Annotated in this window: 18 protein-coding genes; 3 read left to right on the forward strand and 15 right to left on the reverse strand. The window is 50.3% G+C overall.

What is annotated here, in order from left to right; genetic code table 11:
• Nucleotides 1-170: 170 nt before the first annotated feature.
• Both BBI15_RS13090 and BBI15_RS13095 read right to left on the reverse strand, forming a co-directional pair.
• Nucleotides 171-1,583 carry a YfcC family protein gene (locus tag BBI15_RS13090; protein ID WP_068870162.1) on the reverse strand — a complete coding sequence of 471 codons (1,413 nt, stop codon included), beginning with the start codon at nt 1,581-1,583 and terminating at the stop codon, nt 171-173.
• Nucleotides 1,580-2,704, reverse strand: a complete 1,125-nt coding sequence (locus BBI15_RS13095) for a mandelate racemase/muconate lactonizing enzyme family protein (RefSeq protein ID WP_068870164.1) — start codon at nt 2,702-2,704, stop codon at nt 1,580-1,582. The genes BBI15_RS13090 and BBI15_RS13095 overlap by 4 nt, the downstream gene beginning before the upstream one ends.
• 149 nt (nt 2,705-2,853) lie before the next feature.
• Between BBI15_RS13095 and BBI15_RS13100 the strand changes: the two genes are divergently transcribed.
• The gene (locus tag BBI15_RS13100; RefSeq protein ID WP_068870166.1) at nt 2,854-4,053 is read left to right on the forward strand and encodes a M20 metallopeptidase family protein; all 1,200 of its coding nucleotides are present in this window, start codon (nt 2,854-2,856) and stop codon (nt 4,051-4,053) included.
• A 548-nt stretch (nt 4,054-4,601) separates the two neighbouring features.
• On the opposite strand, the gene BBI15_RS13105 is transcribed toward BBI15_RS13100, so the two are convergent.
• The 13 genes from BBI15_RS13105 to BBI15_RS13165 all read right to left on the reverse strand — a co-directional run bounded on the left by BBI15_RS13105 (nt 4,602) and on the right by BBI15_RS13165 (nt 20,053).
• Nucleotides 4,602-5,792, reverse strand: a complete 1,191-nt coding sequence (locus BBI15_RS13105; RefSeq protein ID WP_068870168.1) for a glycine C-acetyltransferase — start codon at nt 5,790-5,792, stop codon at nt 4,602-4,604.
• 95 nt (nt 5,793-5,887) lie between these two features.
• Nucleotides 5,888-7,330 (reverse strand): YhgE/Pip family protein, encoded by a 1,443-nt coding sequence (locus tag BBI15_RS13110; protein WP_068870170.1) that lies wholly within the window; start codon nt 7,328-7,330, stop codon nt 5,888-5,890.
• Nucleotides 7,327-7,785 carry a MarR family winged helix-turn-helix transcriptional regulator gene (locus tag BBI15_RS13115; RefSeq protein WP_068870172.1) on the reverse strand — a complete coding sequence of 153 codons (459 nt, stop codon included), beginning with the start codon at nt 7,783-7,785 and terminating at the stop codon, nt 7,327-7,329. Before BBI15_RS13115 ends, BBI15_RS13110 begins: the two co-directional genes overlap by 4 nt.
• A 148-nt stretch (nt 7,786-7,933) precedes the next feature.
• Nucleotides 7,934-10,045 carry an immune inhibitor A domain-containing protein gene (locus tag BBI15_RS13120; protein WP_068870174.1) on the reverse strand — a complete coding sequence of 704 codons (2,112 nt, stop codon included), beginning with the start codon at nt 10,043-10,045 and terminating at the stop codon, nt 7,934-7,936.
• A 245-nt stretch (nt 10,046-10,290) separates the two neighbouring features.
• Nucleotides 10,291-11,424 (reverse strand): bifunctional cystathionine gamma-lyase/homocysteine desulfhydrase, encoded by a 1,134-nt coding sequence (locus BBI15_RS13125; protein WP_068870176.1) that lies wholly within the window; start codon nt 11,422-11,424, stop codon nt 10,291-10,293.
• Entirely contained in the window at nt 11,421-12,356 is a 936-nt protein-coding gene (locus BBI15_RS13130) for a PLP-dependent cysteine synthase family protein (protein WP_068870177.1), read from the reverse strand. Before BBI15_RS13130 ends, BBI15_RS13125 begins: the two co-directional genes overlap by 4 nt.
• A gap of 11 nt (nt 12,357-12,367) precedes the next feature.
• A complete protein-coding gene (locus tag BBI15_RS13135; protein WP_058382886.1) occupies nt 12,368-12,841 on the reverse strand; it encodes an S-ribosylhomocysteine lyase in 474 nt (157 codons plus the stop codon).
• Between the two features lie 13 nt (nt 12,842-12,854).
• Nucleotides 12,855-13,490, reverse strand: a complete 636-nt coding sequence (locus BBI15_RS13140; protein WP_068870179.1) for a class I SAM-dependent methyltransferase — start codon at nt 13,488-13,490, stop codon at nt 12,855-12,857.
• 209 nt (nt 13,491-13,699) lie between these two features.
• Nucleotides 13,700-14,290 carry a YczE/YyaS/YitT family protein gene (locus BBI15_RS13145; protein WP_335645685.1) on the reverse strand — a complete coding sequence of 197 codons (591 nt, stop codon included), beginning with the start codon at nt 14,288-14,290 and terminating at the stop codon, nt 13,700-13,702.
• Nucleotides 14,291-14,344: 54 nt separating this feature from the next.
• On the reverse strand, nt 14,345-14,833 hold the full coding sequence (gene ybaK, locus BBI15_RS13150; protein ID WP_068870181.1) for a Cys-tRNA(Pro) deacylase: 489 nt from the start codon (nt 14,831-14,833) through the stop codon (nt 14,345-14,347).
• Between the two features lie 14 nt (nt 14,834-14,847).
• Nucleotides 14,848-17,007: a DNA topoisomerase III gene (locus BBI15_RS13155; RefSeq protein ID WP_068870182.1), complete on the reverse strand. Its 2,160-nt coding sequence runs from the start codon at nt 17,005-17,007 to the stop codon at nt 14,848-14,850.
• A gap of 502 nt (nt 17,008-17,509) precedes the next feature.
• Nucleotides 17,510-18,079, reverse strand: coding sequence for an NADPH-dependent FMN reductase (locus BBI15_RS13160; protein WP_068870184.1), 570 nt, complete (start codon nt 18,077-18,079; stop codon nt 17,510-17,512).
• Between the two features lie 150 nt (nt 18,080-18,229).
• On the reverse strand, nt 18,230-20,053 hold the full coding sequence (locus BBI15_RS13165) for a cation:proton antiporter (protein ID WP_068870185.1): 1,824 nt from the start codon (nt 20,051-20,053) through the stop codon (nt 18,230-18,232).
• A 158-nt stretch (nt 20,054-20,211) separates the two neighbouring features.
• Between BBI15_RS13165 and BBI15_RS13170 the strand changes: the two genes are divergently transcribed.
• A complete protein-coding gene (locus BBI15_RS13170) occupies nt 20,212-20,394 on the forward strand; it encodes an SE1832 family protein (protein WP_068872596.1) in 183 nt (60 codons plus the stop codon).
• 37 nt (nt 20,395-20,431) lie between these two features.
• The gene (locus BBI15_RS13175; RefSeq protein ID WP_068870187.1) at nt 20,432-21,997 is read left to right on the forward strand and encodes an ABC-F family ATP-binding cassette domain-containing protein; all 1,566 of its coding nucleotides are present in this window, start codon (nt 20,432-20,434) and stop codon (nt 21,995-21,997) included.
• Nucleotides 21,998-22,946: the final 949 nt, after the last annotated feature.

The following is a 22,946-nucleotide window of genomic DNA, read 5'->3' on the forward strand; positions in this document are numbered from 1 at the left end:
ACTCCTGTGGATCAGCGAGACGACCGAGACCCCGCAAGGCGCAAAGCGACTGAGGAGGCTTGGGCGCGAGCCCACGGAAAGCGAGCGATAAGCTTCTGAAAATACAATTTCTCACCTTTCTCGACAGCCTGAAAATCCCCAGTGCATATAGCACTGGGGATTTTTTGCATTCATGAAACGCCGATAAAAACAGCGATGACGAGTGCGACGAGCGCAATGAACAGCCAGCCGACGACCAGCTTCCAGACGAATTTCACCCATTTTTCATAAGGGATGCCCGCCACCGCCAAATAACCCATTAACGCAGCGGATGTCGGGATGATGGAATTGGTGATGCCGTCTCCGTACTGATACGCGAGCACCGCCACTTGGCGCTCGATAGCCAATAGATCCGATAAAGGCGTCATGATCGGCATCGTCGTTGCCGCCTGGCCGCTTCCGGAAGGGATGAAGAAGTTGATGACCACTTGCGTGAAGAACATGCCGATGACCGTCAAGGCATTCGGCAAGCCGCTGATGACGCTCGACAAGCCATGGATCATCGTATCCATGATGACCCCTTGCTCCATGATCACCAGAATCGCGCGGGCGAACCCGACGATCAAGGCACCGAAGACGACCAGCTTCATGCCGTCGACAAAGGCGTCGAACATCCGGTTGACACCGAGGTTTCCGACGAGCCCCGCCGCAAAGCCGATGATGACGAACGAAGCTGCAAGTTCAGTCAAATACCATCCCCATTCGAATACACCGTAGACATTAATGCCAAGGCCAACCGCCAGGAACACGAACACCATGCCGTGGCGCCAGTTGAATGCACCGAGCGCTTCCGCTTGGTCTTTTGTCGAGGATTTCTGTGCGCGCTTCTCGATTTCATAGATGACGCTTTGTTTCGGGTCTTTCTTCACTTTCGCCGCATAACGCATGACGTACCAGATCGCGAAGCCGAGGAAGAAGATATACGCCCCGAAGCGGAAGCCGATTCCAGAGAAAATCTGCAACTCGGCGATGCCTTGTGCAATCCCGACAGTGAATGGGTTAAGCATGCCCCCGATAAAACCGGACGCTGCACCGAGCGAGACCATCGCAGTTCCGGTCATGGCGTCAAAGCCGATCGCCCGTGCCACGGCAATGCCGATCGGCACGAAGATGATGACTTCTTCCGCCATGCCGATCGTGGCACCAAGGACCGAAAACAGGGTCATGATGATCGGGATAAGAAACTTTTCACGCTTCTCGAGCTTGTCGACCACTTTGGCGATTCCGGATTCGATCGCCCCTGTCGCCCGGATGATGCCGAATGCGCCACCGACCAGGAAGATATAGAAGATGATGCTGGAAGCTTCGGACATGCCCGTCGGAATCGCCTTGAACAATTCAAAGAAGCCGACCGGGCTCTGTTCCACTTCCGCGAAGGAATTATCGATGACGACCGTGCGCCCATCCACTTCCTCCCGTTCGTATTGCCCCGCAGGAATTAAGTACGAAGCGACCATCGCGGCAATCATAATCAAAAATAGAATCGCGTATGTATGCGGAACCTTGCCTCCGCTTTTTTTAAGCTTTTCGGGTTTGGCCGTCATGCATTGTTCCCTCCTACGCTGCAAGATGTGACCGTCAATTTCTTCAGCTTCTCGGCATCCACTTCAATGCCAAGCCCTGGCTTGCCGCTTAAAAGCACATGCGGATGCTCATATTTCAAGTCGCCGATTTCTTCGCTGAATAAAAGTGGGCCAGTCAGTTCCGTACTTTCGATATTGATCCGTGACATCGCCGCGTGATAGCCGGCGCTCGACGCCACGGACGACTCCACCATCGAGCCGATCTGGCACAGCATGCCCGCCGCTTCTGCGGTTTTCGCCATCTGTACGGCATGGAAGATACCGCCGCATTTCATCAATTTGATGTTGATGACATCAGCCGCATCGAGACGGATGATTTCGAGCAAATCTTCCATAGACTGCACGGTCTCATCTGCCATGATCGGTACGGCCGTTTTCTGCCGAACTTCTGCCAAACCGCGGATATCCCCCATGCGGATCGGCTGTTCGACCCAGCTGAGACCCGCCGCTTCCAGCTGGCGGATAGCCGCTACCGCTGTCCCGACCGATTTCCACCCCTGGTTGACATCCACCCGGATCGGCATTTCGGGACCGACTTCCTGGCGCACAGCCAAAATACGTTCCACGTCCAGTTGTGCATTTCCCGCCCCGACTTTCAATTTCAATGATCCATACCCAGCTTCAACGGCCTGTCTCGCTTTGTCCGCCATGATTTCAGGCGCTTCGATGCTCAAGACACGCGGGTAGGAAAGATGCTCTTTCGATTGCCCGCCAAGTAAATTATAGACCGGCTGTCCCGCAGCCTTCCCCATCAAATCATAGCAAGCGATATCGACCGCGGCTTTCGCGGCCGGGTTGCCCGCCAAAATTCCGTTCATCTTATGGTGAATCGCTTCAATATCGAATGGGTTCATGCCGATCACGGCCGGCAGGAACAATTCCTTCAACACTTCATAGCTTGCCGTGAAATACTCGCCTGTCACGTGCTCGTCCGGCACCGCCTCCCCGTAACCGACCAAGCCATTATCCGTTTCCAGTTCGAGGATCAAGGACGGCATATCCGGATAGGTCGCATAGGAGATGATGAATGGTTCATGCAACGGAAAGCGCACTGCATGCAATCGTGCTTGAGTGATTTTCATAATGAAGCCCCCAATTATAAGTAGTCTTGTATGATTATACTATAAAAACTTTTGAAATAGCGTAATAATTTTGATGCTTCCTGAAATAGGGCGTATAATGGCGTCAGTGTGTTTGTAAAATTAATTCAGGATAAAGGAGTTTATGATTGATGAGCTTATTAAAACAAACCGATATATTAATCGATTCCCTTCAAGAGGAAATGGTGGATATCCGCCGGCATCTTCACATGCATCCCGAACTGTCACACCAGGAAGTGGAAACTCCCGCTTATATCGCAGACCGCTTAGAGGAAATGGGTGTCGAAGTGCGCCGTGGCGTCGGCGGCCGCGGAGTCGTCGGCACGATCCGCGGCGGCAAGCCCGGGAAGACTATCGCGTTCCGCGCCGATTTCGATGCGCTGCCGATCGACGACCAAAAAGAGGTTTCCTATAAATCGACGATCCCCGGCGTCATGCACGCGTGCGGCCATGACGGCCACACCGCTGGCCTCCTCGGTTTCGCGAAAGCGATGATGGCCATTCAAGACGACCTGCCCGGCACAATTGTGCTGATCCACCAATTCGGCGAAGAACTGTCACCAGGAGGCGCACGCGCGATGATCGAAGACGGCTGCCTCGACGGCGTCGATCTCGTATTCGGCGCACATCTCCAAAGCAAGATGGAATCCGGCAAAGTCTATCTACGCGATGGCTATTTGCAAGCTTCTGAAGATGCCATCAAAATCAATGTCTACGGCTCCGGTACCCACGGCGCCGAACCGCATACCGGCATCGACCCGATCTTAGCCGCGAGCCACATCATGGTCGCACTGCAATCGATCGTCAGCCGCAATGCCGACCCGCTGAAAGAACTTGTCGTATCGATCGGCAAATTCCATGCTGGAGACGCCGATAACGTCATCCCGAGTAAAGCGGTCATGGAAGGCACGATCCGCGTATTCGATCCGGAACTGCGCAAACTCGCCAGCGAACGCGTGCGCGGAGTCGCTGAAAACGTCGCCGCTGCCATGGGCGCACGCGCTGAAGTGATTGTCGAAACCGGCTACGACTCGCTATGGAACCACCCGGAAGCGGCAGAAATCGTCCGTACATCCGCACGCCCTGTCGTCGGTGAGGACAATGTCATCGACATCGACCCGATCATGCCGGTCGAGGATTTTGCGTATTACACACAAGTGAAGCCCGGTGCATACTTTTTTGTCGGCGCTAAAATGGCAGACGAAGCACTTGTCTATCCGCATCATCATGAAAACTTCGATTTCAATGAAGACGCGATGAATACGGCGGCAAAAGTGTTTGCTTCCATCTATTTCAACGCCCAGCACGCAGAAACTGATTCTGCCAAATAATAAAGCAAATCCCCTTCAGCTGATCGCTGGAGGGGGATTTTATTTTAAGCTAACCGGAATATAGTGCGAGTGAGACGGGTGAGCGAGGTATATTGTTCATTGGTTGCTTCATCTTCAAGCAGCCGCCACCCGCTTTGGGCATACCTCCCGCCCATGGGCGCGGTTCGGCTTTTTATTTCACTGGATATTGCATGTGAGGAAGTGTCGCTGTTAATTGACTTCATTCGGTTGTGGAGAGGCTTAATAGGACTCGATAGATACTAGGATGTTTATTTAATTTGTATTTTCAAGGCTGTCCAAAACTATTCATGCTAATCTCAGTGACGGATGAATTTCATTTCCACCTACACCTAGAGATGAAGCGTAAAGGGGCGACTCCGGGAGGATTAGCGAGACAATTGAGACCCTGCAGGAGCGTTAGCGACGAAGCGGCTCAATGCGAGCCCTCTGGAAAGCGTCCCCTTGAAGCGCAATCTCCCCCCTACTCGCCCTTACTCTTCATATGCCAAAAACACCCGCACAGCCCAATGAGCTGTGCGGGTGTCGTGTTACTTGATGACATTCAGTTCCTTGCCGACTTTTGCGTAGATCTCAATCGCTTCGTCGAGCATTTCTTTCGTATGTGCCGCTGTAGGCATGTTGCGTACACGGCCCGTGCCGCGTGGGACCGTCGGGAAGACGATCGATTTCGCGTAGACGCCTTCTTCGAACAGGCGCTTCGAGAACTGCTGGGTCAATTTCTCGTCGCCGATGATGCATGGCGTAATCGGTGTTTCGGATTCGCCGATATCAAAGCCAAGCTCTTTCAAGCCTTTCTTCAAATAATCGCCGTTGTCCCAAAGCTTGTCGTGAAGTTCTGTCGAGTCGATGATCTTTTGGACCGCAGCAGTCGTCGCTGCCACATCCCCTGGTGTTACCGCTGTCGAGAACAAGAACGGGCGGGAGCGCACGCGCAGCCAGTCGATCAGGTTTTTCTTGCCGGCCACATAGCCGCCGACCACGCCGACTGCTTTCGAGAGCGTGCCCATTTGCATATCGACTTCTTTTTCCAAGCCGAAATGCTTCACGGTGCCTTTCCCTTTGCCCGTAACGCCAGATCCGTGCGCGTCATCGACGTATGTGATCAAGTCGAACTCTTTTGCGATTTCCACGATTTCCGGAAGCTTCGCGATATCACCGTCCATTGAGAAGACGCCATCCGTGATGACCATCACTTTGTTGTAAAGGCCGGATTCAGTCGCTTCTTTTGCTTTCTGGCGCAGGTCTTCCATATCAGAGTGTTTGAACGCGATGATTTTCGCTTTCGACAAGCGGCAGCCGTCGATGATCGACGCATGGTTCAATTGATCGGACAGGATGGCATCGTTTTTATCCATGACTGCAGAAATTGCCGCCATATTGCAGTTAAAGCCGGATTGGAATGAAATCGCCGCTTCTGTTCCTTTGAACTCAGCCAATTTTTCTTCCAATTCCACATGCAAGTCGAGCGTGCCGTTGATGGTACGGACAGCGCCAGCGCCGACTCCGTATTTTTCGACCGCTTTGATCGCTACTTTCTTCAAGTCTTCATCTGTTGCAAGCCCCAGGTAGTTGTTTGATGACAAGTTGATCAGGTCCTTGCCACCGATTTTAATAATCGCTCCGTTCGGTCCTTCTACCGGATCGATCTCATTATATAAGCCTTGATCTTTCAATTCCGTTAAGTTTTCTTCCAAAAACGCCTCTAATTTTTTCGACACAGTCCTCTTCCTTTCAAAAAACGAATTCTGACTCCATCTTATCACACCGCCATTTTTTCCAAAAGAAAAAGCAGGCCTAAGACGGCCGCTCCTCTTTATGCTAATTCAGATGCTGTTTTCCGTTCTTTCTGGAAGCGGAAATAATAGACGGCCCCTAAGAGCAAAATCATCGCCAATAAAATAGCCACAAGAATCCATAATGCTTGTTCGAACGGAACATTTCCTTCAAAGCCGAAAATCGACTCTCTCAATGCTTTGATTGCATACGTCATGGGGGAATATGGGTGGACAGCTTGGAAAAAGCCATTCGTCAATTGGATCGGAAAGGTTCCTTCACTGGCACCAAGCTGCAAAACCAACAGCAAGATTCCCAGGAAGTTTCCCACTTTATCGAATGCAGCAACCAAAACAGACAAGATGAACATCCACGTATTCGAAATGACAAAGAGAATCAACAGGAAAGACCCTAGATTTTCCACAGGGATATCCAAGACTTTCAATATGAACACAGCTAATAAAGCCGCTTGGAACGTTCCCTGTGCCAATATGACCGATAGTTTACTGCCCCACCAAATAAGCAGTGTCGTCGATTCACGGTCGCGTGTCCGGAAAGGATAAATGGTCGAAAAAGCGATTGCCCCGACAAACAAGCTGAGCGCAATAATATAAGGCGCAAAGCTCTGGCCATAGTTTTCGACTTCAGTTACGGTCTCTTTATTTACCTCCACGGGTTCGCTGATGAGCTTGGCATTTGCCGTTTCAAACGCATACGCTGAAATTTCTTCCGACGCTGCGGACAACTCATCGCTCAAACTCGCTGATCCACTGCCTAATTCATCGATGCCTTGGCTGATCTGCTTGTTTCCTTCGATTAGTTTTTCAAGCTCTGCAGCTAGCGGTGAAGGTGCTTGGGCGGCAAGGGCTTCCATGCCATCCCCTAATTGCCCTGCCGATTCTGCCAGCTGCTCCGCTCCATCCGCTAACTCCCCTGCACCGGATGAAGCTTCTTTATAGCCGTCATTCATGTCGTTTACCGTTTCAAATACTTTTTCGGTGTATAATTCCCGGACTTCGGAAGCTACTGCCGTTTCCACGGCCAAGATGCTTTGGTCCGCAATCGATTTACCAGAGTAACTATACCCTGGATTGGTCTCCACATCCAAAGCCATTTCTTTCGGCTCGTCGGTCAAAAGTGAGGAAGCATTACTCGAAAAATCTTCGGGCAAAGTAATGGAAGCATAATAATCCCCTTTGACCACACCAGCATGTGCTTCATCACTTCCGACGAAATGCCATTCAAAATCATCATTGCCTTTAAGCTCGGCCACAATCTCCTCACCGATATGAATGCTTTCCCCTTCTAATTCAACTTCTTGGTCTTCATTGACGACCGCAATTGGAAGATCCTCCGTTTTTCCATATGGATCCCACATTGAGGTCAAAAACGAGGCGCTGTAAATAACCGGTAAAAACATGACGGCTATTAGCGAGATAATCAGCATTTTTTTCGAGAAAACCGTTTTCAGTTCATGAATCATTGTTTGTCGCCGTCCTTCTTCATTTTTAAGCATTTTACGATTTCGTCCAATTGGCTAGTGAACTTTATGATCTCATCACCTGTAAAGCGTTCCGCCAGCAACTCATTCAGATTTTCAAAGATGACTGTCTCGCTAATCACCAATAGTTCCGTTCCTTTTTGAGTAATTGAAATGGCTTTTTTACGTAAATCCTGATTAGTCAATATGGCAATCAAGCCATCTTGCTCCAATTTCTTGATCCGGTTGGAAATGGCTGTTTTAAAGACTCCCTGGATATCCGCGATCTCACTTTGGGAAATGGCTGGATTTTTTTTGATGATCCGCAAAGTCTGCAATTGTTGCGGAGAATAGGCTTTTAACTCTTCATGATTAGCGAATATATCTGCTACATAGGCATTTACTTCCAAAATGGCTTCACTGAATTTCGAGTACGCCGTGAATAGTTCCTGAGACATTAGTATACCCCCTGTACTTATTTCTTTTTATAGTACACCCACTGTACTATATATTCAAGTATTTACTTCGCTCTTTGCTGTAACGATGGATCTAGCTGTAAAAAACACAGCAAAAAAAGAGCGGGCAACTGCCCGCTCTCATCATCACTTATTTTTTGTTATTGCCTTTTCCTTTACCTTTGCTTTTATCTTCTTTGTACAACACTTCGTACGTAAATTCTTTTGCTTCTTTCTGGTCCGGCGCTGCAGCATAAGAAGTGATCATTTTCAAATTGCCTTCACGCAGCACTTGCTGCAAGTCTAGCGCTTCTTTGTCCGTCACGTTGAACGGATCGACATTGAATACGCGTTGCTTGCCGTTTTTCTTCGTTTGGATGAATGTCGTCGTGAAGTCGACGTACTCGCCTTTCAACTGGCCGAGTGACTGGAATGGCTCTGTAGACGTTCCATCTGCTGAGAAATCACCCAGTCGGATATCTTTGATGAACCAGCCTGCTTCGTTAGAACCCCAGTCCGTTAAGTTGCGGAACGATACCAATACATCTTGCCCTGCGTATGCCGACAAATCGAATGTTTCAGTAGACCAATTCGTTTTCTCGCCTGTGAAACCTGGCAAATTGTCTTTAATCGTCGGGTAGCCTTCTTCCACTACATCGTCGCGTGTGTTTTCGTTGCCGAGTGATTTCCACGTTTCGCCGTTATCCGTAGACACTTGAACTGTCGCGAAATCCCATTGCTCTTCGATATTGTAATAATGCTCAAAGCTCAAGGTCGGGTTTTCAACTGGTACTGTTGCCCCGAAGATCAAGGCTTGGTCTGCTTCATCACCGTTATTCGGATGAAGCACTTGCTCGGAAGCGTCAAGCGGGTTGGCGACCGTTTTCCATTGCAATGGCAGGAAATCGACGCCATCGAACTTCATGCCGCGCACGGTGCGGTCCAAATCGAATTCCTTGAAGTCGCCGCCCCATGCCGGAACGCCTTCTTTTTCAAAGGTTTTTGCTTTCTCGAAATCGACGGTCTTGCCGCGGACACCGTCACCGACCGGCAGTTCGCGCAAATCGATGCTGTCGAACTTATAATCCTTGCTGACCGTGTCGTCATCCAAAGTCAATGCCGTCATGAAGTCCTGGTACAGTTCAGTGAATGTTTTGTTTGTGCCATAGTCTTCAAGCACTTTGTCGACACTCGCCATGCCTTGTGTCGTGCCATCAGTCGCCAGCTCACGGATGAACTCCTGGCCGAACTTGTCGTACATGTAAAGCGTGAACAAGTAAACCTGTCCGTAGTCCGCGATCGTTTCAGGACCTGTTGCAGCTGTTCCATGCTCATCCCAGTTGACGAGCGAGTTTTCCGGGTGGTCCAAATAGAAGTTGATCGACCCTTCGCCGTGCCCGTAGCCGCCAAGGAATTCAGAGAATGTCGACATGCCTTCGTTGAGCCATGTTTCTTCGGCGCCGTCGTTATCGGCTTGGATCAAATGCTGAAGTTCGTGGATTGTCGTCCCAAAGAATGTGTTCTCCAAACGCGTTTCCCATGAATTCGTGTCGATCGTGATGATGTTGCGGTCCGTGTAGTTCTCAAGCGTCTGCCAGAAGAAGCCGGCTACGAAGAACGGATAGGACGGGTTGTTCCAGCCTTCGTCCTGGACGTTATCGACGAGCATGATGACTTTATCAGATCCTTCATAATACCCTTCCGGTAAGCCGACCATGCCAGGAAGCGGCGAATTCGAGCCATCGAGTGAATCCGGAGTGCCGAAGAAATCGGTCGCTTTCGGATAGATATTGCTGTCGAATTCAGCCTTCAATTTATCCACTTGCGCTTGCGTGACGACATCAGCCGGTTTCGGGTTGTTCGGGCCGTATGCCAAGTCATTAGCAACCCAGATTTCCACGTTATCTCCTACGCTGCGTAGCGTAAATTCCTTGAATTCCAAGTTGCGGTTCAAAAATAGCTTCGTGCCACCGTCATAAGTGAAATGTTCGCTTGCCGCAGCATTTTCTTCACCGTCTGCTGTTTCATCATTCAATGCTCCAGCCTGGTCTTTGATACGCTGCTCGGCTTCTTTTTGGAACGCCTCGTCATTTGCCAGGCGATTTAGTTCCTGGTCGATGTCGATGCGTTCGCCGTAGCGATCCTCGTCCCAGGCACCGAGTGACGGCAACTCCTCGACTGGTGCTGCGCTCGCTGCAGGGGAATATAGGGAAAGCGCCAATGCGCTCGCTGATAGAATAGGGAACCACTTGCTTTTTTTCATGAATATGTATCTCCTTCCAGAAATATCAGAATATTTTTTCTTTATAAAGATTACCACTTCTTTCGTTCTCACAGAATAGTGTAAATTATTTATTTCGCTATCCGAAATAAAGGACATAAGTTATATTCGGATAGTGCATTCGTTAGGTAAATTATATTAATATTCTGATTTGACAGTCTTTCGAATTTGTTAAGATCTATAGAATTCCATTAAAAAAAGCGGGCAGATGCCCGCTTTTCCAAAACTTATGCTAATGCTTGGCGCAAATCTTCTATTAAATCTTCCACATCTTCAATGCCGACAGAAATACGCACCAAGCCTTCGGTGATGCCGAGTTCTGCGCGGCGCTCTGCTGGAATCGAGGCATGTGTCATCTGCACCGGAACCGAGATCAAGCTCTCCACCGCCCCCAGGCTTTCTGCCAAGGTGAAGTATTTCAGCTTGGCAAGCAGTCTATCCGCTTTTTCTTTACTGCCGACGTCAAATGAAATCATCCCGCCGAAGCCGCGTGCTTGTTTTTCCATCAAGGCTTTGCCGGAATGGCTGTCGAGCCCCGGATAAATGACCGCCTCAACCGCTTCATGTCCATCAAGGAACTCTGCGATTTGCTGGGCGTTAGTATTGGTCTCTTCCATGCGGATGCCGAGTGTTTTCAACCCGCGCATCAATAGCCACGAATCTTGCGGCCCGAGGATGGCGCCAACAGAATTTTGGACGAAATGCAATTCCTCAGCGAGTTGCGCGGTATTGACCACGACAAGCCCAGCCACGACATCGCTATGGCCGCCGATGTATTTGGTCGCGCTATGCAAGACGATATCCGCCCCAAGAGAGATCGGGTTTTGGAAATAGGGCGTCATGAACGTATTGTCGACGATCGTCAACAGTCCTTTTCCTTTAGCGAAGGTCGCGACAGCTTCAATATCCGTCACTTTCAACAGCGGATTGGTCGGTGTTTCGATGAAGATCGCTTTCGTATTTTCCTGTACGGCAGCTTTCACTTGCTCCAAATCCCCCGTATCGACGAATGTGAATTCGAGCCCGAAGCGATTCAGTACTTTATTCATCACGCGGTAAGTGCCGCCGTACACATCGTCCGTCAAGATGACGTGGTCGCCAGCTGAAAACAGCATCATGACAGAAGAAATGGCCGCCATTCCCGAACCGAACGCAAAACCGGCATGGCCGTATTCGACATCTGCAATCAGCTCTTCCAGCGCATGTCGCGTCGGATTTCCGGTTCGTGAATATTCATAGCCTTTAAACTTGCCCACAGCTTCCTGTTTGTAAGTGCTCACTTGGTAAATCGGTGTCGATACAGCGCCTGTCGCTTCGTCTCCGAAGATGCCGCCGTGTATCAATCTGGTTTTCGGTTTCATTGTTGTTCCTCCTCAAAAAGAGCCCCGTAAATATCCTGGCTCAAATAGCGTTCGCTTGAATCGGCAAAGACCGTAACGATGTGGCTGCCAGGTTTCGCTGATTGTGCTTCACTCAAAGCGGCAACAAATGCAGCGCCTGATGAACTGCCGACGAGCAGCCCTTCATTTTGTGCAAGCTCACTCACGGCTGCAAACGCTTCTTTATCTGTAATCGTATGGATGGCCTCAAAATACTGTGTATCCATAAACGGAGGGATCAACTCCATGCCGATGCCTTCCGTTTTATGCGGGCCGGATTCCCCACCGTTTAGAATCGAGCCTTCCGGTTCCACGATGACGGTTTTGATTTCCTGATTTTGCGCTTTCAAATAACGGGAAGTTCCCATAAACGTGCCGCCGGAACCCGCGCCTGCCACGAAGATGTCGATGTCCCCGTCCAACTGATCCCAGAGCTCGGGGCCAAGTGTCTGGACATAGGTGTCCGGGTTAGCGGCGTTTGAAAATTGCGCCGGCATGAACGCACCTTCCTGTTCGGCAATTTCAGTCGCTTTTTTAATGGCGCCTTTGATGCCATCAGCGGTCGGCGTATTAATCACTTCAGCACCTAACGCACGCATGAGTGTTTGTTTTTCCATACTGAACTTTTGCGGGACGACCAGCTTCAGGCGATAGCCTTTGCCAATTGCCGCAATTGCAAGTCCGATACCTGTATTGCCGGCAGTCGGCTCTACAATCGTGCCGCCTGCTTTAAGTTCTCCGCGTTTCTCTGCATCGGCAATCAATGCTACACCGAGGCGGTCTTTGACGCTGCCGCCCGGATTGAAAAATTCCAGCTTGGCAAATATCCGGCATCCGTTCGGAATCGTGCTATGCGTCAACTCCAGGAGCGGCGTCCGGCCGATCAATTGCTGTATCTCAGTTGCGTAGTCCATGCTGATTCCCCTTATGCCGTTTCTTCTTTGAACACTTGGCGCCACTCGTCTTTTTTCGCCAGCATTTCTTTAGCCAGCTCGTGTGCGCCTTCTAAGCTGTGGCTTGCTGCCCAGCCGCATTGCACTTCGTTGCAAGCCGGCACTTCGTCTGCCGCAATGACATCCGTCAAAGTCGCTTCGAGAATGCGTAAAATATCTTCGTAGTCATCGTGGTTAATAACTGACAAGTAAAAGCCCGTTTGGCAGCCCATTGGCCCGATGTCGATAATTTGGTCCGAATGGTTGCGGCTATGCTCCGCCATCATATGCTCAAGTGAGTGAAGCCCTGGCATATCCATATGTTCTTTATTCGGCTGCTTGAAGCGGATATCGTATTTTTTGATCGTGTCGCCGTTCGAGCCTGTTTTCTCTCCAGCCAGGCGGACATAAGGTGCCGCCACTTTTGTATGGTCCAGGTTAAAACTTTCCACATTCATTTTTTTCATTGCAATCTCCCTTTCATCGTTTAGTCGCATCCATCAAGAATACGTAATCGTTCATCCGCGTGAACTCTACATCAAAACCATTCTCCCGGAATATCGCTTCCATGACAGGCACGGTCGTGTAATGCTCGCGCTTCAAATCTTCCACGAGATTCGCATGGCCTTCGCCTTCTTCATAGACGATGCGCCCGAGTTTCGCTTCTTCGGATTCAAAGACCGTATCCGCGAACACGATTTTTCCGCCACTCGGCAAGATGGAAGCGTAGAGCTTGATCGCCCGCTCTTTTTCCTGGTCCGTCAAGTGGTGGAAAGCATAGCTGCTGGTGAAGCTATTCGGTGGCTGTGGAAGCTCGAAATCCAGAAAATCACCATCCAATATCCCAAGTTCCGGGAACTTCTCGCCGCTTGCTTTGCGCATGGCGGCATTCGGCTCGATGCCCACCACCTTATATCCCTGTTCCAGGAGCTCCGCTGTCAGATTGCCTGTACCCGTGCCGAATTCAACAACCGGGCTTACCGCTTTCTTCGCGACCGCTCCCAGGATCTCCTCGTAATTTTCGAAAACGGCGGCATATTCCGGATCTTCGCCGCCGACCGAGGCATCGTAGGTATGCACCCATTCATCAAAAATCTCGACAAATTCTCTCCCCATAATTGCACTCCTGCCCTCTTGGATGTTATTATTAATTAAACCAATAGTATTACTTGGTTTTATTTATAACATATGCTTTTCCTGAGTTCAACCGCCAACCTTTTAAGCACTGATTTTTTCAAAAAAAAAACCCGGCATGTGCCGGGTCTTCTGTCATCATATTTTTAAAATCGGCGGCAGTTCCGCCTGATGCTTTAAAATCAACTTCCTTAACAAGCTTTCGCTTTGCACGAGCGATACTTGGACCACCCGGCCGACCAACAGGGCGATGACGATGGTCCCGATGCCGACAGGGCCCCGAGCATCCAGCCGAGCAACGCGACCGCCACTTCTATGGAGGTACGGATCGTGCTGACGCTGAAACCTGTTTTTTGGACCAGGATCAGCATCAAATCATCCCGTGGGCCAGCCCCCATTTTCGGCGCAACATAAACACCGACTCCATATCCCGTGACAATGATGCCCGCCGTGAAAATCAGGATCTGGCCGAACAGGGAATGGATATCGGGAATGAGGAAATTGAATAAATCAATAAACAATCCGATCAGCAGCATATTGAGCCACGTTCCGAATTGCGGCCATTTGCGGCGCACAAGCGAAGTGGCGCTGATCAGCGTAAAGCCCGCGATGATCGACCAGGAACCGATTGTCAGCCCGAAGTTCTGATACAGGCCGACATGCAACACATCCCACGGGCCGATTCCGAGCTGGTCCCCTTTGATTGTCATCGAAATGCCGAGGCCCAATAACATCATGCCAAACAGGAAAAACAGCCAACGATAATATATAGATACTTTCATCCTCTATCCTTCTTTCTTCAGGGTCCTGCATAGCGAAGAGCGGCAAGGGAGCAATCACGGCTTCGCAGTCAATTCCGCAAACTCGCCTCCTGTTGCTTTCAGCAAATCTTCCGGCGCCAGTTTCAGCTGCGCCCCGACTTTTCCGGCAGAGACGATCATCTCATCCAGCCGGGAAGCCTGTTCAGCGACGAATGTCCTGAACGGCTTTTTCATGCCGAACGGTGAACAGCCTCCACGTACGTATCCCGTGAGCGGCAAAATCTCTTTCACCGGTACCATCTCGATTTTCTTTTCACCGCACGCTTTTGCAGCCAGCTTTAAGTCCAGCTCCAATGCGACCGGCACGAGAAATACATAATGATTTTTCGATGCCCCAGCCGCGACGAGTGTCTTATAGACCGTTTCTACAGGCACGCCGATTTTCGCCGCTACCGAGACGCCGTCTATTTTCCCATCATCGGCGCTGTACTGGAGCGGCTCATAATCGATACGTTCACGGTCCAAAATGCGCGCGGCGTTGGTCTTTGCTGCTTTTTTTGCCACCTTGCCCCCTCCTGTCAGTCCTTTTGCTCGAGCAATTTCTTCAAGGCATCCGCCATCGCCGTATTTTGCGGCGGCTCCTCCTGCTTCTTCAAGTATTTATTGACATCTTTCTTGTTCGCTTTCGATTGTCCTGCTTTTTTGCGTTTTTCAAACGCCGATAATTTCTCACGGTGTCCGCATTTACAGACGAACATTTTATTGTCGCCGTCGCCCACCATGTCCATGCGTTTATGGCAGTTCGGGCAGCGGGCATTGGTCTGCATCGAGACGTTTTTCTTGAAGCCGCATTCGCGGTCCTGGCACACATGCATCTTGCCGCGTTTGCCGTTCACTTCAAGAAGCGGCTTGCCGCAGTCCGGGCACATTTTGCCGGTGATGTTATCGTGCTTGAATTTCTTGTCGCTCGATTTGATCTCAGCGACCGACTTTTTCGAGAACGCAACCATTTCTTCCATGAACTGCTGTTTCTTCAACTGCCCTTTGGCGATTTTCGTCAATTGCGTTTCCCAATCCGCCGTCAATTTCGGCGATTTCAAATCTTCCGGGACGAGTTCCAATAGCTGGCGGCCTTTCGATGTAATCGTCAAGTCCTTTCCTTTCTTCTCGATCAGGAAACTATTGAATAATTTATCGATGATATCTGCGCGAGTAGCGACAGTTCCAAGGCCCCCGGTTTCACCGAGCGTCTGAATCAATTCTTTCGATTCCCCCGCCATGAACTGGGCCGGGTTTTCCATCGCCCCAAGCAAAGTGCCTTCATTGAAGAAAGCAGGAGGTTTCGTTTTGCCTTCGGTCAAGGTGATTCCTTTCAATTCGACCGTCTGTCCTTTTTCGAATGGCGGCAACGTCGACTCGCCTTCCTCGTCGGCATCTTTATAGACACGTTTCCACCCCTCGTTGCGGATCGTGTTGCCTTTAGCCTGGAATGTCTCGCCGGAGACGTCCAAAGTGACGGTCGTCCGGTCGTATTCGTACTGCGGCAGGAAGACCGCGAGGAAGCGGCGGACGATCATATCATAGAGCTTGTATTCCTTATCGCTTAACTCATGGAGCATCGGCGTCTCCTCAGTCGGGATGATGGCGTGGTGATCGGATACTTTCGCATCGTCAATGACGCCTTTTTGCGGGACGCCAGAATTCTTCAGCGCGGCATTCGCAAGCGAACGGTATTCGCCGACCTGCACCGCCTTGATATGGTCTTTTAACGTCCTTTTCATGTCACTCGTCAAATGCTTTGAGTCTGTCCGCGGATAAGTGACGATTTTGTAGCGCTCGTACAGGTTCTGCAAGGTGTTGAGCGTTTCTTTGGCGGACCAGCTATAGCGTTTATAGGCTTCTTTCTGCAGTTCCGTCAAATCGAATAATGGCGGCGCCGGTTGTTTTTTCGGCGTGATTTTCACGTCCGTCACCGTGCCTTTATTCGCCTTATCGAGCTTGGCGAATAAACGGTCGATCCGCTCTTTATCGAAACTCTGCGCCGATTTTCCGTCTGTCCAGGTGAACGAAGCGTTATCGCTGATTGCCTGAAGTCCGTAATACGGTTTCGGCTGGAAATTGCGGATGTCCTGTTCGCGCTGCGCAATCATTGCGAGCGTCGGCGTCTGCACGCGGCCTGTCGATAACTGGGCATTATGCTTCACCGTCAGTGCACGCGTCGCGTTGATGCCTACTACCCAATCAGCCTCTGCACGGGCGACCGCTGCCTGGAATAAGCTTTCATACGCTTTTCCATCTTTCAGGTTTTGGAAGCCGTCTTTGATCGCTTTATCGGTGACAGAGGAGATCCAGAGCCGTTTCACCGGCTTGTTGACTTTGGCATGTTCCAAAATCCAGCGGGCGACCAGTTCCCCTTCGCGCCCGGCATCGGTCGCGATGATGACTTCTTTTACATCGCTGCGGTTCAACTGCGCTTTGACTGCATTGTATTGCTTCATGGTCTGCTTGATCGGGACCAATTTGAACGGCTCTGGAAGAATCGGCAAACTTTCCATCTTCCATTCCTTCAAGTCGTTATTATATTGCTCCGGCTGTGCATGCGTCACCAAATGGCCGAGTGCCCAGGTGACGATATATTGTTTGCCTTCTAAAAAGCCGTTTCCCTTTTGGGAGCATCCGAGCACTCGCGCAATATCGCGCGCCACGGATGGCTTTTCTGCAAGAACTACTGATTTCATAAGCTAAAACCCCTTTTCTACAGCGTCTAGTATAGCATCTTCTCCCCATTCTTGTGGAGGAAGCCTACTTGATTGGCCTTATGCTTTGTTCATTATGCTTTGTTCAATTAAGTTTAGTGTTCAGGCCGAAAAAAACCTCCCGAGGGAGGTTTTTTTCTTAGCTTGTCAAGAAACCTCGGCAGCTTTTTTGCGTTTCGCTCCAGCCGGACGCTTTCCGCGGGCACGGCCTCAGCCGCTTCGTCGCTGGCGCTCCTGCAGGGTCTTCGGCTCGCGCTGTTCCCGCAGGAGTCGCCGGCTTCCGCTTCACTGCGATTTTTTGACTACTCAATCCTATCGAACTGGTGTATGCTGACACAAAAAAAGAAGTGAGCGAACGCTTCTCCAAATACTTAGATAGATCATTGATTTTTAAATGTCGAAAAGGTGATCCTTTTTTAATTCATGACTGACTTAATAGACTTCTTTAACATTCCATAAAAAAACCTCCCGAGGGAGGTTTTTTTCAATGGTCGTCGATATCGAGTGTATCTTTTGACAGGTGGGTGCTCATCTCAGCATATTGTACGAATACGCGAGCTAGTTCGCGCAGGCGGTCATGGACATCCTCATTGATGATGGCGTTCGTATCATCGAAATGGCTCGTATGCGTATAGACGTAATTCGGCGTCACGAGGCAGCGGAAATAATCAAGAATCGGCTTCAGCTGATTTTCGATGACCAAGTGATGCTGGTACGTGCCGCCGTTTGCGACGATCGACACCGGTTTGTAGCGCATCGTCCGCGGATGCAACATGTCGAATGCATTTTTCAAGACGCCAGGAATCGACCCTTGGAAAATCGGAGAGGCGATGATATAGCCATCCGCCTCTTCAAAACGGCGCACCATTTCCCGCATGCTGTCATTGTATTCCGCATTCGGGCGGCCATCCACGAACTGATGCTCGTATTCACTCATGCTTAAAATGCTCAATTCCATTTCTGGATTCGCTTGCTCCAGATAGACTTTGACCTGTTCCAATACAGCGCCGGTCTTGCGCCCAAGTATTGTTCCATCCACTAATAAAATCTTCATGATCCTGAATCCTCCTCGACTACGTATAAGCAGGCAGTGAAATCCGCTGCCTTTCCTATTGATTGATCTGGTGCAGTGTACTGCAGCTATCCTTTATCATAGCAAAGACACATTCCCCTTGCGTATCGATAGGGCTTATAATGGAAGATTTCATTCTTTAGTCTGAGAATCCTTTTTGATGCGTTTCGTTTCCAGGCGCTCCTGTATCCGGTCTGAATCGCGCTCCGGCCCCGTGAAGCTGATGATGGTATCACCTTGTTTCGGTTCCAGGACTTTGTCGGAAGTGAAGAACTCAATATTGCCTTGCGCCGTTTCAATGAATAATGGAATCGTGTTGGCAGACCACTTCTTATTGAATTCCTCGAAAGTGAAGCGTTCCGTCAATTTCGTGGAGCGGATAGCGTAGCCTTGTTCCTCTTTTTCATCGAGCACGTGAATGTTCCAGTCTTCGGTAAAGAGGATCCTGCCGCTCAATGAAGAATGGAAATCGGCCGGATCGCCTTCATGCAGTGCCGTCTGGTACAAATTGATCCGCCCCATTTCAGGGACGAAGTTATTGACGACCAGCGCGTTGAAGGAATCCGTTTCCGATGCCACGATCATTTTTTCATAAGGCGTCAAATCCACTTCATATTCCGTATGCTCGGAAAGGATATTCCCGACATAGGTCTTGATGCCGATCTGGCGCGCTTTTTGCAGGCGCCCCCAGGAATCATCGACCAGCAGCACATTCTTCTCCATATCGTACAAGGCTTTCGCCATCGCAGTCGTGAACCTGCTGGCCCCGATGATGATGATTCCAGGGTCTTCCGCTGAAGCCAAGCCCAATTTGCGCCCCACCCAGGTAATGGAAAATCCATGCGCAACCACTGTGGAGAATACGAGCGCAAAGGTCAGCGCGGTCAAAAGTTCCGCATCGTCAAACCCGGCATCCAATAAGACGCTGGCGAAATAACCGGAAACGGTCAAGGCGACAATGCCGCGCGGGGCAATCCACCCGACCAGGGCTTTTTCCTGCCAGCTCAACTCGGTGCCGATCGTCGACAGCCAGATGGACAGCGGCCGGACGATAAACAGCATGACCAATACAAAGGAAATGATCGACCAATTGAAGATTTCAAACAGCACTTCCATGCTGAGAGAAGCCGTGAGCATCAAGAACACGCTCGAAATCAACAGGATCGACATCGTCTCTTTGAAATGCCGCATATCATTGATCGAGGTGATGTTCATATTGGCCATGACCATCCCCATCGCCGTGACGGCGAGCAATCCGGTTTCATGCATCACGATATCCGAGATGACAAATGTCAATAGCACGACGCCGAACACCATCGGCGATTTCAGGAATTCGGGAATTTGGCCTCGTTCGAACATCCAGCCCATCCCAAACCCTGCCCCTGCCCCGATCACTGTGGCAAAAATCGAAGCCAGGAAGAACAGGCCGAATGCAGCGGCCGTTACATCCCCTTCCGCAAATAACACGAATTGGAACGCAAACAGGGCCAATAATGCGCCGAAGGGATCGACAATGATGCCTTCCCATTTCAATAACGCGGCCGGCCGGGATTTCAGTTTGGCTTGCCGGAGCAGCGGCATGATGACGGTCGGCCCGGTCACGATGAACAAGCCCCCGATGACGAATGACACTGCCCATGACAGGCCGGCCACATAATGCGCAGCCAAGGTCCCGCCCATCCAGGCAAGCAAAGCACCGAATGTCACGATGCGCCACACCGGCTTACTGAAGCCGCGGATTTCCTTGAAGTTTAAATTCAAGCTGCCTTCAAACAAGATGATGGCAACTGCAAGCGACACAAGCGGCCGGAACAAATCCCCAAAGCTTTCTTCAGGGGAAATCACAGCAAATATCGGGCCGATCAACAACCCGGCAATCGACATCAACACAATCGCAGGAAGGCGGAGACGCCAGGCGATCCACTGCGACAGAACGCCGAGGAAAATAATTAACATAAGGTCGAACAATAAACTGTCGATGGCATCTCACTTCCTTTTCATTTTTTTGTTATTATAAAGGAGTTCTAGTGCGCAATGAAAGCGAGAAGCCGAGCGTATCCATTTAAATTTTCTCCATCTATGGTACAATACAGAGAAAAACTAGGGTGATTTTGTTGAACAGACAGGAAATCGAATACGCCATCGCCGAACTGAAGAGCGATTACGTACGCCAACAGGGCGATATTGAGAAATTGGAAACGACCGGCCACCACAAAATGGTCGATAAAGCCGAAGAGCGGCTTGAAAAAATGGAACAGCGTCTTGCGGAATTAAACAAAAAACTCGCGGAACTTTAACCGCGGTTTTTTTTATGGAAAGTGGAGGAACATATACATGAGTTTATTGACAGTAGAAAACCTGAGCCATACTTTCGGGGACCGGACTTTATTCAACGACATCTCTTTCCGCCTGGTCGAAGGTGAACACGTAGGGCTAGTCGGCGCGAACGGCGTCGGCAAGTCAACTTTGATGAACATCCTGACAGGGAAATTGATCCACGATACCGGTAAAGTCGAATGGCAGCCGAAGACCCATTACGGCTATTTAGACCAGCATACGCAATTGACGCCGGGCCGTACGATCCGCGAAACTTTGCAAGATGCTTTTTTGCCCCTTTACGAAAAGGAAAAGGAATTGAACGACATCGCCATGAAAATGGGCGAAGCCGACCCCGAACAGCTGGAAGCTCTGCTTGAGCAGATGGCCGAAGTGCAGGACGCCCTCGATGCCGGCGATTTTTATACGCTGGATGTTAAAGTCGACGAAATTGCACGCGGTCTCGGGCTCGATGCGATCGGTCTCGAACGCAGCGTCGAATCGCTTTCCGGCGGACAGAGAACCAAGCTGCTCTTGGCAAAATTATTGTTGGAAAAGCCGAAAGTGCTATTGCTCGATGAGCCGACCAACTATTTGGATGAAGAACATATCCAATGGCTCGTCAATTACCTGAAAAACTATCCGCATGCATTCCTGCTCATCTCGCATGATACGGAATTCATGAGCGCGGTCACCGGAGTCATCTTCCACCTGGAATTCTCCCGCCTGTCCCGCTATACCGCAACGTATGAGAAATTCATCGAACTTGCGGAGTTGGCCAAAAAACAGCATTTGGACGCTTACGAAAAACAAGCGGAAATGATCAAGAAGACCGAGACCTTCATCGCGAAAAACAAAGCACGCGCCTCGACGACTGGCCGTGCCAAATCACGGCAGAAGCAATTGGACCGCATGGACCGCATCGAAAAACCGGAAATCGCGGCCAAACCACAATTTTCTTTCAAGGAAACGCGCAGCCCGAGCCGCTACGTCGTCGAAGCCGAAGCTTTGCGCATCGGCTACGAAAAGCCGTTGCTCCCCCCTTTATCGTTCATGATTGAACGCGGTGAAAAAATCGCGCTCGTCGGCATGAATGGTGTCGGGAAATCGACTTTGCTCAAGACGATGCTTGGCAAGATCGAGCCGATCGATGGGGAAGTCATCCGCGGTGAATATTTGACGCCGAGCTATTTCGAGCAGGAAGTCAAAGCCCCGACGCATACACCGATTGATGAAATCTGGGATGCCTACCCGTCGATGGACCAGGGCCAAGTGCGCGGCGCCCTGGCCCGTACCGGACTTAAGAGTGAACATATCGGCCGCCCGATGAACCAATTGAGCGGCGGTGAGCAAGCGAAAGTGCGCTTGTGCAAGCTGATGCTCGAAGAAAGCAATTGGCTGATTTTCGATGAACCGACGAACCACTTGGATGTCGACGCGAAAGCCGAACTCAAGCGCGCGATGCAAGCTTATAAAGGCACCATCGTGCTCGTCAGCCACGAACCGGATTTCTATGACGGCCTGGCCACCAAAGTCTGGAACGTCGAAGACTGGATCGAAGCCGGCAAGCAAACTCAAGAATAAATTCAAAACCCGCTGCACACGTAGAATTTTGTGTGCAGCGGGTTTTTGATGTGAAAGTTTTTTTGTGAAATCGTCTCACATTCTATTTTTGCTTCAGCTCGCTAATCGCCGCTCGGCTTTGGGTTGGCCTCTTGCCATAAGCCAGGAAGAACACCTGTCTCATGGCATCGGCTCACCCTTGGCGCTGGGCGGCTTAGATATTTCGTTTGGTCTAGCCTGTTCAAATAGATCTACTTCATTTAATTAGTTGCCGGCTAGTGGGGGAATCGCTTCCCGAGTCTAGTTTCGACTGAGATATTAGAGTTTGTTTGTGGAATCGTTCCTAACCTTTATCTTGCTTCAGCTCGCTAATCGCCGCCCGGCTTTGGGTTGGCCTCTTGCCATAAGCCAGGAAGAACACCTGTCTCATGGCATCGGCTCACCCTTGGCGCTGGGCGGCTTAGAAATTTCATTGTGTGCAGCCTGCTCAAATAGATCTACTTCTTTAATCAGTTGCCGGCTAGCGGGGAAATCGCTTCCCTAAAATAGCGTCTGGCACGTTGGTGCTTCAGCCGAAAATTTTGTTGGTGGATCATAACTAACTAGCCTCTTTAAGAACAAAGATCACTTGAGCTACAAAACATGAAGCATTTCCTCATTTTTTATCGAGTGGAAAGAAAAATTTTTCATTTCCTCTAAAGCTGGAGACGGAGTGGAAGGGGTGAATGGATGGCGAGGGGAAGCAGAGTCCATTCATTTGCGACGCATCTGCGTAGCAAATATTTTTTTGCGATGCCCGAACATAGTGAGGGTTGAGCAGATGTGGGAGCAACGGTTCTACTGCGATGTTCGAACGCAGTGAGAATTGAGCAACGCGTATCAAGCGATGCTCAAACACAGAGAAATTTGGCACATTGGCGGGGCACCCGCCCCATCCCCGGGCAGCTGAAAGCGCGACGTCCTGTCGCAT

Origin of the sequence: Planococcus plakortidis (assembly GCF_001687605.2) — a bacterium.
Classification (GTDB): domain Bacteria; phylum Bacillota; class Bacilli; order Bacillales_A; family Planococcaceae; genus Planococcus; species Planococcus plakortidis.